At 59.5% G+C, this 13,010-nt stretch carries 12 protein-coding genes and 1 riboswitch; of the genes, 5 read left to right on the top strand and 7 right to left on the bottom strand.

Annotation, left to right across the window (positions count from 1 at the left end; all coding sequences use genetic code 11):
• Positions 1-26: 26 nt before the first annotated feature.
• Complete coding sequence (gene araA / locus LG383_RS15455; protein WP_106994214.1) at positions 27-1,529, bottom strand: L-arabinose isomerase; 1,503 nt, start codon at positions 1,527-1,529, stop codon at positions 27-29.
• 10 nt (positions 1,530-1,539) lie between these two features.
• The gene (gene araB / locus LG383_RS15450) at positions 1,540-3,249 is read right to left on the bottom strand and encodes a ribulokinase (RefSeq protein WP_225759589.1); all 1,710 of its coding nucleotides are present in this window, start codon (positions 3,247-3,249) and stop codon (positions 1,540-1,542) included.
• A gap of 335 nt (positions 3,250-3,584) precedes the next feature.
• Between araB and araC the strand changes: the two genes are divergently transcribed.
• Together araC and LG383_RS15440 are read left to right on the top strand one after the other, a co-directional pair.
• Positions 3,585-4,430: an arabinose operon transcriptional regulator AraC gene (araC, locus tag LG383_RS15445; RefSeq protein ID WP_225759588.1), complete on the top strand. Its 846-nt coding sequence runs from the start codon at positions 3,585-3,587 to the stop codon at positions 4,428-4,430.
• Positions 4,431-4,559: 129 nt separating this feature from the next.
• Positions 4,560-5,327 (top strand): DedA family protein, encoded by a 768-nt coding sequence (locus tag LG383_RS15440; protein WP_225759587.1) that lies wholly within the window; start codon positions 4,560-4,562, stop codon positions 5,325-5,327.
• Between the two features lie 6 nt (positions 5,328-5,333).
• Here LG383_RS15440 and thiQ read toward each other — a convergent pair whose 3' ends face one another.
• The 4 genes from thiQ to sgrR form a co-directional block, all read right to left on the bottom strand.
• Entirely contained in the window at positions 5,334-6,029 is a 696-nt protein-coding gene (gene thiQ, locus LG383_RS15435; RefSeq protein WP_225759586.1) for a thiamine ABC transporter ATP-binding protein ThiQ, read from the bottom strand.
• Complete coding sequence (gene thiP, locus LG383_RS15430; protein ID WP_225759585.1) at positions 6,013-7,623, bottom strand: thiamine/thiamine pyrophosphate ABC transporter permease ThiP; 1,611 nt, start codon at positions 7,621-7,623, stop codon at positions 6,013-6,015. Before thiP ends, thiQ begins: the two co-directional genes overlap by 17 nt.
• Positions 7,599-8,582, bottom strand: a complete 984-nt coding sequence (gene thiB / locus LG383_RS15425; RefSeq protein ID WP_225759584.1) for a thiamine ABC transporter substrate binding subunit — start codon at positions 8,580-8,582, stop codon at positions 7,599-7,601. Before thiB ends, thiP begins: the two co-directional genes overlap by 25 nt.
• Before the next feature lie 34 nt (positions 8,583-8,616).
• Positions 8,617-8,716, bottom strand: a riboswitch (TPP riboswitch).
• A 36-nt stretch (positions 8,717-8,752) separates the two neighbouring features.
• Entirely contained in the window at positions 8,753-10,408 is a 1,656-nt protein-coding gene (gene sgrR / locus LG383_RS15420; RefSeq protein WP_166181588.1) for an HTH-type transcriptional regulator SgrR, read from the bottom strand.
• Positions 10,409-10,495: 87 nt separating this feature from the next.
• Here sgrR and sgrT point away from each other — a divergent pair, with 87 nt between their 5' ends.
• The 3 genes from sgrT to LG383_RS15405 all read left to right on the top strand — a co-directional run bounded on the left by sgrT (position 10,496) and on the right by LG383_RS15405 (position 12,307).
• Positions 10,496-10,648 (top strand): glucose uptake inhibitor SgrT, encoded by a 153-nt coding sequence (gene sgrT, locus LG383_RS15415; RefSeq protein ID WP_106994222.1) that lies wholly within the window; start codon positions 10,496-10,498, stop codon positions 10,646-10,648.
• Between the two features lie 103 nt (positions 10,649-10,751).
• Positions 10,752-11,957 carry a sugar efflux transporter gene (locus LG383_RS15410; RefSeq protein ID WP_225759583.1) on the top strand — a complete coding sequence of 402 codons (1,206 nt, stop codon included), beginning with the start codon at positions 10,752-10,754 and terminating at the stop codon, positions 11,955-11,957.
• 197 nt (positions 11,958-12,154) lie between these two features.
• The gene (locus LG383_RS15405) at positions 12,155-12,307 is read left to right on the top strand and encodes a Hok/Gef family protein (protein ID WP_106994224.1); all 153 of its coding nucleotides are present in this window, start codon (positions 12,155-12,157) and stop codon (positions 12,305-12,307) included.
• Between the two features lie 89 nt (positions 12,308-12,396).
• Here the strand turns inward: LG383_RS15405 and leuD are convergent, their stop codons facing one another.
• A complete protein-coding gene (gene leuD / locus LG383_RS15400; protein ID WP_225759582.1) occupies positions 12,397-13,002 on the bottom strand; it encodes a 3-isopropylmalate dehydratase small subunit in 606 nt (201 codons plus the stop codon).
• Positions 13,003-13,010 lie beyond the last annotated feature (8 nt).

Raw genomic sequence — 13,010 nt, 5'->3', positions numbered from 1 at the left:
CCTGCGGCAGGCCAAAGGTTCCCCTGTTAACGTTTTGAACCGTAATAGACTTCGTTCCAGCGCAGGGCGTCTTTGAACGCCGGCATCCGGGTGTCGTTATCAATCACGGTCAGCTCGATGTCGTGCAGCTCCGCGAACTGACGCATGTCGTTGAGATCCAGCGCATGGCTGAAGACGGTATGGTGGGCGCCGCCTGCCACGATCCAGGCTTCGGACGCGGTCGCCAGATCTGGCTGGGCTTTCCACAGGGCGTTGGCCACCGGCAGTTTCGGCAGGGCGTGCGGGGTTTCCACCGCATCTACGCAGTTGACCAGCAGGCGGAAACGATCCCCCAGATCGATCAGGCTGGCGTTAATTGCCGGACCGGTGCGGGTGTTGAAGATCAGACGGGCTGGATCGGCTTTGCCGCCGATGCCGAGTTGCTGAACGTCGAGGATCGGTTTTTCATCCACGGCGATCGATGGGCAGACTTCCAGCATGTGCGAGCCCAGCACCAGATCGTTGCCGTTCTCGAAGTGGTAGGTGTAGTCCTCCATAAAGGAGGTGCCGCCCTGCAGACCGGTCGACATCACTTTCATGATGCGTAGCAGAGCGGCAGTTTTCCAGTCGCCTTCCCCGGCAAAGCCGTAGCCCTGCTGCATCAGACGTTGTACCGCCAGGCCCGGGAGCTGCTTCAGGCCGTGAAGATCTTCAAAGGTAGTGGTAAAGGCATGGAAGCCGCCCTGTTCGAGGAAGCGCTTCATGCCCAGCTCGATGCGCGCTGCATCCAGCACGTTCTGGCGTCTGTCACCATTCACCTGTGCCGCCGCCGTCAGGCGGTAGCTGCTTTCATATTCATCCACCAGCGCATTGACGTCGCCATCGCTGACCTCATTGACGACCTGCACCAGATCGCCCACCGCCCAGGTATTGACGGAGAAACCAAATTTGATCTGCGCGGCGACTTTATCGCCGTCGGTCACCGCCACTTCGCGCATGTTATCGCCGAAGCGCGCCACTTTCAGATGACGGGTATCCTGCTTCGATACCGCCTGACGCATCCACGAGCCGATACGCTGGTGGGCCTGTTTATCCTGCCAGTGGCCGGTTACCACCGCGTGCTGCTGACGCATACGCGCGCCGATGAAGCCGAACTCGCGGCCACCGTGCGCGGTCTGGTTCAGGTTCATAAAGTCCATGTCGATGCTGTCCCACGGCAGCGCCGCGTTGAACTGGGTATGGAACTGCAGCAGCGGTTTGTTGAGGATTGTGAGGCCGTTGATCCACATCTTGGCCGGGGAGAAGGTGTGCAGCCACACCACCAGGCCAGCGCATTTGTCGTCGTAGTTGGCGTCGCGGCAGATATGGGTGATTTCATCCGGCGAGGTGCCGAGCGGCTTGAGCACCAGTTTGCACGGCAGTTTTGCTTCCGCATTCAGGGCGTTGACCACATGTTCTGCGTGCTGAGTCACCTGGCGCAGGGCTTCCGGCCCGTAAAGATGCTGACTACCAATCACAAACCACACTTCATAATTATTAAAAATCGTCATTATCGTGTCCTTAATGTGTCAGGGTTGCCGTAGATTCCGGGATGCTCTTAACCGGGGCGGCGACAGGGAGATAGTGCTGCTCAGCGCTCTTCGCCCACTGCTGGTAGCGCTGATAAAGCTGTTCAAAACGTTGCGCCTGCTGTGGGCGCGGCTGCAGGGTGCTTTCCACCTGGCTCGCCATATGCTGCTGCGCCGTCGGAATATCGGCATGGACTCCCGCCGCGACCGCGGCGAAGATCGCCGCGCCCAGGGCACAGCACTGATCGGAGGCGACAATCTGCAGCGGACGGTTCAGCACGTCGCAGCAGGCCTGCATGATCACCGGGTTCTTACGGGCGATACCGCCCAGGGCCATCACCTCATTAACGGCTATCCCCTGCTCGGTGAAGCACTCCATGATGGCGCGTGCGCCAAAGGCGGTGGCGGCCACCAGCCCGCCGAACAGCGCCGGGGCGTCGGTGGCGAGGTTCAGATCGGTAATAACGCCTTTCAGACGCTGGTTGGCGTTCGGCGTGCGGCGACCGTTAAACCAGTCGAGCACCACCGGGAGATGCTCCAGCGACGGATTTTTGGCCCAGGCTTCGGTGAGCTGCGGCAGAAGTTGTTTCTTGCTGGCGTCAATCTGGTTTTTCAGTTCCGGGTGTGTAGCCGCCAGCTGATCCAGCGGCCAGCCCAGCACCCGGCCAAACCAGGCGTAGATGTCACCGAAGGCGGACTGACCCGCCTCGAGGCCAATAAAGTCAGGTACCACGCTGCCGTCCACCTGACCGCAGATGCCTTTCACGGCGCGGTCGCCGACGCTGGCTTTGTCGGCGGTCAGAATGTCGCAGGTGGAGGTGCCGATCACTTTCACCAGCGTATTTGGCTGAGCACCGGCACCGACCGCGCCCATATGGCAGTCAAATGCGCCGCCGGAGATCGCCACCTGCTGCGGCAGACCCAGACGTTCTGCCCACTCGGCGCAGAGGGTGCCCACCGGAATATCGGCGGTCCAGGTGTTGGTAAACAGCGGGTAGTCGAGATTCTGGTTGATGATCGGGTCGAGCTCGTCAAAGAAGGCGGCAGGTGGCAGGCCACCCCAGCTCTCATGCCAGAGGGATTTATGCCCGGCGCTGCAGCGGCCGCGGCGGATATTCTGCGGGCGCGTGGTGCCGGAGAGCAGGGCCGGAACCCAGTCGCACAGCTCAATCCACGATACCGCCGCCTCGGCAACGCGCTGATCCTCACGGGTAACGTGCAGGATCTTCGCCCAGAACCATTCGCTGGAGTAGATGCCGCCGATGTAGCGGGAGTAGTCGCTTTTGCCAGGCTGATGGCACAAACGGGTGATGGCTTCGGCTTCTTCCACCGCGGTATGGTCTTTCCACAGCACGAACATGGCGTTCGGGTTGTCGGCAAACTCCGGACGCAGGGCCAGCACCTGGCCGTCGGCGTCAATCGGGGCTGGGGTGGAGCCGGTACTGTCCACGCCGATGCCGACGATCTGGCTGCGCTGTGCTTCGCTTAACTCAGCCAGCACGGTTTTGATCGCCGCTTCCATCGACTCGATGTAGTCGCGTGGGTGGTGGCGGAACTGATTGTTCGGCGCATCGCAGAAGCGCCCCTCCTGCCAGCGTGGGTACCACTCAACGCTGGTCGCTATCTCCTGACCCGTTGTGCACTCCACTGCCAGGGCGCGTACTGAGTCACTGCCAAAATCGAGGCCAATCGCAATTGCCATGGTGTTGCTCCATCAAAAAACAGATATGCATGAACATTAGAGAGTGAGGGGGAAAATCGTCAGGCAGGATCCGCTAATCTTATGGATGATTTTGCTGTGACATGGGAAAGTGTGACGCCGTGCAAATAATCGATGTGGACATTTCTGCCGTGGTTATAGACACTTTTGTTACTGCCGACCCGCTCGATGTTACGGTTAAATCGCAACGGAAGCGTTAAGATGGCGGACCTAAAAGCGGGCTGATACCTTTTCGTTCTTTGGCTGGCCCGTTTTTATGCCGCTTTTGTTGATATGGACAAATGGTTTCCTTCAGGACCGTCAGGAGTACAGACAATATGGCTGAAACGCAAAGTGATCCCCTGCTGCCGGGCTACTCGTTTAACGCGCATCTGGTGGCGGGGCTGACGCCCATCGAGGCCGACGGCTATCTCGATTTTTACGTTGACCGACCGCTGGGGATGAAGGGCTATATCCTCAACCTGACCGTGCGCGGGGAGGGGGTAATCAAGAATGGCGACCAGACCTTCGTCTGCCGTCCGGGGGATATTTTGCTCTTCCCGCCGGGGGAGATTCACCACTACGGTCGCCATCCTGACGCCAGGGAGTGGTATCACCAGTGGGTCTACTTCCGCCCCCGCGCCTACTGGCATGAGTGGCTGGCCTGGCCGTCGATGTTTGCCCATACCGGCTTTTATCGCCCGGATGAGGTTCATCAGCCGCAGTTTCGTGAGCTCTTTGCCCAGATTATCGAGGCCGGACAGGCGGGAGGGCGCTATGCCGAACTGCTGGCGATCAACCTGCTGGAGCAGCTCCTGCTGCGCCGGATGGAGGCGATCAACGAATCCCTGAACCCGCCGCTGGATCACCGGGTGCGCGAAGCCTGCCAGTACATCAGCGATCATCTGGCGGACAGCCAGTTTGATATTGCCAGCGTCGCCCAGCACGTCTGCCTGTCGCCGTCGCGTCTGTCACATCTGTTCCGCCAGCAGCTGGGGGTGAGTGTCCTGAGCTGGCGCGAGGATCAGCGCATCAGCCAGGCCAAGCTGCTGCTCAGCACCACCCGGATGCCGATTGCCACTGTCGGACGCAACGTCGGCTTTGAGGATCAGCTCTATTTCTCCCGGGTCTTCAAAAAATGTACCGGGGCCAGCCCGAGCGAATTTCGCGCAGGCTGTGAATAGAAGGTAAATAAAACTAAACATATTCGCTGAATGCCGTTCACACCCGGTAAACTATTCAGACAATTGTTGTCTTGACGCAGCAGGCCTCTGTTCGCAGAATCCCTGCTTCGCCACCTGACCGGAACTGTTATGCAGGCATTGCTGGAACATTTCATTACCCAGTCCGTTACTTACTCGCTTATCGCTGTGGCGTTAGTGGCCTTTCTTGAATCCCTGGCGCTGGTCGGACTGATTTTACCCGGCACGGTGATGATGAGCGGGCTCGGCGCGCTGATCGGCAGCGGCGAGGTGAACTTCTGGCAGGCGTGGCTGGCGGGCATCGTCGGGTGTCTGCTGGGGGACTGGATCTCATTCTGGCTGGGCTGGCGCTTTAAAAAACCGCTCCACCGCTGGTCGTTCATGAAGAAGAACAAAGCCCTGCTCGATAAAACCGAGCACGCCCTGCATCAGCACAGCATGTTTACCATTCTGGTGGGCCGCTTTGTCGGCCCGACGCGTCCGCTGGTGCCGATGGTGGCGGGGATGCTGGATCTGCCGGTGACCAAGTTCATCGTGCCGAACCTGCTGGGTTGCCTGTTCTGGCCACCGATCTACTTCCTGCCGGGCATTCTGGCCGGGGCGGCCATCGATATTCCTGCCGGGGTGCAGAGCGGCGGCTTTAAGTGGCTGCTGCTGGCAACCGCGCTGCTGCTGTGGCTGGCGGCCTGGCTCTGCTGGCGGCTGTGGCGCAGCGGAACGGCCTCCGCGGATCGTCTGAGCCATTATCTGCCGCGCGGGCGCTTATTCTGGGTAGCGCCCGTCACCCTGGGGATTGCCGTAGTGGCGCTGGTGGCCCTGGTCCGCCATCCGCTGATGCCGGTCTACGGTGAGATCTTATTGAAGGTCGTCAGCCGCTGACCGTCGTCAGTGGATCCCCAGCAGGCGCGACGCGCTGGCCTTGCCGCTCACCAGCTGTTCCGTATCGCCGTCCCAGGCGATACGACCATCGGCAATCACCACCGACCGATGAGCGATTTTAAGCGCATCTTCCACGCTGTGGGACACCATCAACATCGTCAGGTTCTGGCGTTCACACACCTCTTTGACCAGCAGCAGCATCTCCTGACGTAACGCCGGATCGAGCGCCGAAAATGGCTCATCCAGCAGCAGGATCGGCTGCTCGCGTACCAGACAACGTGCCAGTGCGACGCGCTGGCGCTGGCCGCCGGAGAGCTCACCCGGCAACCGCTCCAGCAGATCGCCAATCCCCATTTGCGCCGCGATATCGCTTAGCTTCTGCTGTTGTCCGGCGTTCAGCCGGAGGCCCGGATGCATACCGAGGCCGATATTCTGGCGCACGGTCAGGTGGGTAAAGAGGTTGTTTTCCTGAAACAGCATCGACACCGGGCGTGCAGCAGGCGGCGTGTGGGTATGATCCTGTCCCCCAATCGTAATTTGGCCGTTGGCCGGTTGCAGAAAACCGGCCACCAGATTGAGCAACGTGCTTTTCCCCGCCCCGCTGGGGCCGAGCACGGCGATCAATTCCCCCTGGCGCACGGACAGGGTGAAGCGCATCGGCAGGTGCTGATAAAGCCAGGTTACATCATTGAGAGTTAGCATCACGCCCCGGGAGTTTTTCGATAACGGTAAATAACGCAAAGCACAGCAGCAACAGCAGCAGTGCCGTGACGGCACCGTCCTGGCTGCGATACGAGCCGATCTGCTGATACAGCCAGAACGGCAGGGTGCGGAAATCATCATTGCCAAACAGCGCCACTACCCCGAAATCACCGATCGACAGCACGCAGGCAAAGGCCAGCGCCTGCGCCAGGGGGCGTTTCAGGGCGCGGAGTTCCACCACCCTCAGCCGCTGCCAGCCGTGCATGCCCAGTGAATCGCAGAGCAGGGTGTAGCGGGCGCTGAGATCGCGCATCGGGTTTTCCAGCACCTTCAGCGCATACGGAATGGCCATCAGGGCGTTGGTGAAGATGACGATGCCATCGGCGGATTCCGGCAGGCCGATAGTGCTGTTGAACAGCAGGAAAAACCCGCTCGCCAGCACAATGCCGGGCATCGCCAGGATCAGCATCCCGCTGAGATCCAGCGCCTGCCCAGCCACCTTTGCCTGACGGGCATACAGCTCCCGGCTGGTCCACAGCAGCATCATGGTCAGCACCACGCAGAGCAGCCCCGCCCCCAGGGCAATGCGCAGCGAGGTGCCGAGCGCCTGCCACAGCACCGGCTGTTGCAGCACCGACAGCAGGTTAAGATTCAGGCCATCCACCACTACCGCCAGCAGCGGCGGGAGTAACAGCAGCAGAGCGAGAGTGATCAGCAGGCCATCGGTCAGACAGCTGCGCAGGCTGTCCTGCGGATCGCGCCAGCCCGCCAGCTGGCTATTGCCCACGGGGATGGCTTTACCCAGCCGCTGGCTCAGCATCACCAGCCCCAGGCAGCAGAACATCTGCACCATCGCCAGCAGCGCCGCCCGGCCCGGATCGTAGTCGTAGCTCAGGGCCTGATAGATGGCGAGCTCAATGGTGGTGGCCTGCGGCCCGCCGCCCAGCGAGAGCACGGTGGCGAAGCTGGCAAAGCAGAGCATAAAGATCAGCGCGGCAACGGGCGGAATTTGACGGCGCAGCCACGGCCACTCCACGAAGCGGAAAAAGGACCAGCCGCGCATCCCGAGCTGAGCGGCGAGCTGGCGCTGCTCGCCAGGGATATTCTCTAGTGCCTGCAGCAGCAGCCGCGTCGCCATCGGCATGTTGAAAAAGATGTGCGCCAGCAGGATGCCCTGCAGGCCATAAGGGGAGAAGGTCCACTCCAGCCCCAGAGCCTGACAGAGCGCGGCAAGCCAGCCCTGGCGTCCGTAGACGCTGAGGATGCCAAATATCGCCACCAGCACCGGCAGGATCAGGGTCATGGCGCACAGGCGCAGCAGCGCCTGCCGTCCGGGGAACCGCCGCCGGTAGAGGGCGCGGGCAAGGAAAATAGCGGGTACCACGGAGAGCAGGGCGGAAAGAAACGCCTGCCAGAACGAGAAACGGATGACGTGCCACAGATAGCTGTCGTGCAGCAGCGCCGTGACGTCGGTGGCTGGCGCGTTAAACCACAGCGCCAGAAATGCTCCCAGGGCGACGGTCACCATCAGGATGGCGGCGATCAGCCCCGGGAGTAACCAGCCGGCGATCAGCGGCTGACGGCGCGTTGCCATTCACTGACCCAGGCGGCACGTTTCCCGGCCACTTCTTGCGGAGAGTATTCCAGCGCGGTTTGCGGTTTGACCAGGCTGTCGAAACCGGCCGGTAAAGCGACGTCAGTCACCGGGTACATCCAGTTGCCGGTTGGGATCGTATTCTGGAACGACGGCGAGACCATAAATTTCAGGAACTTCTCCGCCAGTTCCGGCTGTTTGCTGGCATAGGTCCGGGCGGCGACTTCAACCTGCAGGTAGTGACCTTCGGCAAAATCAGCGGCGGCGTAGTTCTCTTTTTTCTCCGAAATAATGTGGTACGCCGGAGAGGTGGTGTAGCTTAGCACCAGGTCGCTTTCGCCTTTCAGGAACAGCCCGTAGGCCTCGCTCCAGCCTTTGGTGACGGTAACGGTTTTGGCGGCCAGTTTCTGCCAGGCTTCCGGGGTCTTGTCCCCGTACACTTTTTGCATCCACAGCAGCAGACCCAGCCCCGGGGTGCTGGTGCGCGGATCTTCGTAGATCACGCGCCATTTCTGGTCGCTCTCAACCAGCTCTTTCAGGCTCTTCGGCGGGTTTTTCAGCTTGTTTTTGTCATACACGAAGGCGAAGTAGCCATAGTCGAAGGGTACAAAGGTGTCGTTCTTCCAGCCGCCAGGAACCTTAACCGCATCGGCCGCCACGCCGCTTTTGGCGAACAGCCCGGTTTGCGTAGCCGCTTCCAGCAGGTTGTTATCGAGACCCAGCACCACGTCGGCTTTGCTGTTCTTACCTTCCATCCGCAGGCGGTTGAGCAGCGAGACGCCATCTTCCAGCGCCACGAATTTCAGCTCGCAGTTGCAGTCGGCTTCGAAGGCTTTTTTGACCGCCGGGCCAGGGCCCCAGTCGGCGGCGAAGGAGTCGTAGGTGTAGACCGTCAGGACAGGACTGGCAACGGCAGGCAGCGCAATCAGCGCCAGCAGGGGAAGAACAGTTTTGAACACTTTGCACCTCTGTATGTGAGAGTGGCAAAGGATTTTGAGCGACAGCCTCAAATCCCTTCGCCGGCGTTATCCGGATCAGGTTCGACGGGTATTTTCTCAGCACACGCTTGCGCGCAGCACCCCGTTGAGAACGACGGTATTGTAATGATTTGGTGAATATTACGAAAGTGTTAAGGTTCCGGCGGTGCAAACCACGCCGATTTAAAGTCAAACCAGCCCAGGGTATTCATGCGTAAACCGCGCATACTGCGCTGCCCCTGGATCATCAGCCAGTGGTGGATCAGCGGGACAATCGCCTGCTGGGACAGCAACTGCTGGCACCAGACGGCAAGGTTCATCTCGCCCGCACGCCACTGGGCGGCGTCCTGCTGCCAGTCGCGGGGAATACAGTGCTGCAGGAGCGGGACTTCATACAGATGCGAGAACAGCGAGAAGTCCAGGGGCAGGGTGAAGTTGACGCTGTTGAGCCAGATATCGCTCACCGTCTCGCCGCGATGCCACTCCTCATAGCTGACTTCCTGAATGTTTAACGTCACCTGCTCGGCAGCCAGCAGTTCGCTCATCATTCGGGCGATCACCCGGTGTTCGATATGTTCGCGGTAGAAGGTCAGGGTGAGGCTCTCCAGCCCGGCCGGTTTGTCGCCGCGTCCCGGGCGGGCGTGGTGCCAGCGCGGCAGCAAGCCATACGCCGGGAACCAGTAGGATTGATACACCTCCTCGGCCTGGTAGATCAGGTTCGCCGGGGAGAGGATCCGGCTTACCCACTGCCGCACCTCTGCGCTGGCCCCGCGGTGCGAGCGGGCGTCGAACAGCAGATAGTAGCAGCCCTCTTCCAGCCGGCTCTCCACCGCTTTTTCCCCCTCGGTGGGCCCTTCCAGCGTCAGGCCGACGCTCAGCTCTTCGTTGATATCCGGCAGTACCCAGACGTTGACCTCATCAATCAGCGCCCGGTAACCAAAGTAGTCATCGAAGGCGCGGATCTTCAGCTGGTTATTGTTGTTGCGGGAGACCGCATACGGCCCGGTGCCCACCGGCTGGCTGGCAAAGTTGTGCATCGATTCCCACTCGCGCGGCAGGATCATCGACGGTACATATCCCAGCAACCATGGCAGCCAGCGGTCGGGCTGCGAGAGCTGAATATCCAGGGTCCAGGCGGTGGGGGACTGGACCCGGGTAATGTGTGAATAGAGGGGCAGCTCGCGGGCGCGCTGCAGGGTGGCAATGACGTCGGCCATCTCCAGCTCACGTCCATGATGAAAATGGATGCCGGGCCGCAAGAAAAAGCGCCAGTGCAACGGGGAAAGTTGTTGCCAGTGGTGGGCAATGTCGGCTTCCAGTTCCCCGTTTTCCTCATTTATGCGCGTCAGGCCGCTAAAGATCTGCCGTGCCATATGGGTTTCGGAACGCCGTAGTGCGCTGCCGGGTAACAGGTTTTTCATCGGGCGATAATAGAGTACCCGCAGAATATGCCTGCCCTGGCGAAAGCTGCGGCCCAGATGGGAGACCAGCATCTGGCGTACCGCGGCCTTGTCACCCACCAGCTGCACCAGTTGCTCGATGCGATCCTGCTCGAGCAGATCTTCCGCCCGCTGCTGCTGCAGGGCGAGGCCGGTGTAAAGGAAGGTGAGGCGGGAACGTTTGCCGCGCCCGGCTTCGGCCTCCCAGCTCAGCCAGCCCTGTTGCTGCATGGTATTAAGCAGGGTGCGCATATGACGGCGCGAACAGTTGAGCAGCTCGGCCAGCTCGCTGAGCGTAGTCTCCTGGGGTTGGCCGTCACAGCACTGCCACAGGCGGATAAATTGTTGTTGCAGACGACCAGAGGGCATAAAAGAGGAACTCCTGACAAAAAATCAGCAATTTATTAATCCCTATATTAGGCCAATAATCTTCTTCGATGAAGCGAGGAGGTGAATATGAAGAGGTCGACCACGAATCAGTTTTACCAACAGTACTTCTCAGCGACAAAGGGAATGTCCTGGCTGGCCCGCCGGTGTGCAGAGCAGCGGCTGAAAATACTGGAAGATCTGATGCAGTGGGAGGTGACATCGTCGACCTCGGAACGCTGAATGGCTTCGATCATGTGTGACTGAGTATTGGTGCGAATCACCACGCCAGCAGGTATTATCTGCTGGCTTTTTTCGTTTTCACTTGCGCTAAAGGGAACAGGTAATGCTCTGGTTAATGACGATGGGACGCCGTCTCAACGGTGTTTATGCTGCCTTTTTAATGGTGGCTTTTATGATGGGCATCGCCGGTGCGCTGCAGGCCCCGACCCTGAGCCTGTTCCTGAGCCGCGAGGTGGGGGCTCAGCCCTTCTGGGTAGGGATTTTTTACACCGTCAACGCCGTCGCCGGGATCCTGGTCAGCCTGTGGCTGGCGAAACGATCCGACAGCCAGGGCGATCGCCGCAAGCTGATCCTCTTTTGCTGCGCGATGGCGATCGGCAATGCGCTGCTGTTTGCCTTTAACCGTCACTATCTGACCTTACTCACCTGCGGCGTGCTGCTGGCTTCGCTGGCCAATACTGCCATGCCGCAGCTGTTTGCCCTGGCGCGGGAATATGCCGACAGCTCAGCGCGGGAAGTGGTGATGTTCAGCTCGGTGATGCGTGCCCAGCTGTCGCTGGCGTGGGTTATCGGCCCGCCGCTGGCCTTTATGCTGGCGCTTAACTATGGCTTTACCGCCATGTTCTCGATTGCGGCGGCCATTTTTGCCATCAGCCTGGGGTTAATCGCCTTTGCGCTGCCCTCCGTTGCCCGGGTGGATTCCGCAGGCGCGATACCAGTGACCCAGGTCAGCGGCTGGAAAAACAAAAACGTCCGCAGGCTGTTTATCGCTTCCACCCTGATGTGGACCTGCAACACCATGTACATCATCGACATGCCGCTGTGGATCAGCAGCGATCTGGGCCTGCCGGACAAGCTGGCCGGGATCTTAATGGGCACCGCTGCCGGGCTGGAAATCCCGGCGATGATCCTCGCCGGTTATTACGTCAAACACTTTGGTAAACAGCGAATGATGGTGATTGCGGTGGCGGCAGGCGTACTGTTTTATCTGGGGCTGATCCTCTTCCACAGCCGTGAAGCGTTACTTGCCCTGCAGCTATTCAACGCGGTCTTTATCGGCATCGTCGCCGGGATTGGCATGCTCTGGTTTCAGGATCTGATGCCGGGGCGGGCAGGTTCAGCCACCACGCTGTTTACCAACAGCATTTCAACCGGGGTGATTCTGGCGGGGATTATCCAGGGGGCGCTGGTGCAAAGCTACGGTCATTACGTGGTGTACTGGGTGATTGCAGCGATTTCGCTGGTAGCGCTGGTGCTGACCTGGCGGGTAAAAGAGAGTGAAATTCTGGAAGGCGGCTTCACGAAATGAGAGCCCATTCTGACAGCGGGGGGGAATACGAATAGAGTTCAGGCGGGTGCTTGAGGCTGTTTGCCTGAAGCATTTGCGCAAGGGTAGACAGAAGAAAGCCCCACTCAACTTAACATTGATGTGAGGCTACCCAACACAACATACTTGACCCTATGAGGGTAGCCTCTTCATCGCTGGAAAGCAATAAGGAGGCTGGAATGCCAAAACGTACTCTGCTGTTAGGTTTGTTGATGATCTGTATGACGTTATTGATCTTCACCTGGATGGTTCGCGACTCGCTGTGTGAGCTGCGATACCGACAGGATCATACAGAGCTGGCGGCAGTGTTAGCGTGTGAAGTGAAACGTTAAGGCGAGGGCGGGGAGCTTTTTCCCCGCCTTTCCAGAGTGTTTGTTGGCTCAGGCACCTTTTTTAATGGCCCGCTAAGCGGGCCATTAAATTAATTCATAAAGGCTGGCTGTTTGTTCTCGTAGGCGGCAATCGCGTCTTCGTGCTGCAGGGTCAGTCCGATGCTGTCCAGGCCGTTGATCATGCAGTGGCGACGGAAAGTATCGATGTTAAAGCCATAGGTTTTATCTCCGGCTTTTACTTCCTGCGCTTCCAGATCCACCTCAAAGGTCATCCCCGGATGGCTCTGCACCAGCGCAAACAGCTCGTCGACCTGCTCATCGCTTAACGTCACCGGCAGCAGCTGGTTGTTGAAGCTGTTGCCGTAGAAGATATCGGCAAAGCTCGGGGCAATCACCACTTTGAAACCGTAGTCGGTCAGGGCCCATGGGGCGTGCTCGCGGGAAGAGCCGCAGCCGAAGTTTTCCCGCGCCAGCAGGATCGACGCGCCTTTGAATTCCGGGAAGTTCAGCACGAACTCCGGATTCGGCACTTCGCCTTTGTCATCCAGGAAACGCCAGTCGTTAAACAGATGGGCACCAAAACCGGTGCGGGTAACCTTCTGCAAAAACTGCTTGGGAATAATGGCGTCGGTATCGACGTTGGCCGCGTCCAGAGGGACCACCAGGCCAGTATGTTGGGTAAATTTCTCTGCCATGATGGTCT

The organism is Leclercia sp. Marseille-Q4284 (assembly GCF_916618945.1).
Classification (GTDB): Bacteria; Pseudomonadota; Gammaproteobacteria; order Enterobacterales; family Enterobacteriaceae; genus Enterobacter; species Enterobacter tamurae.
The sequence above is the reverse complement of the archived record's forward strand: the minus strand, read 5'-3'. Positions and strand labels throughout refer to the sequence as shown.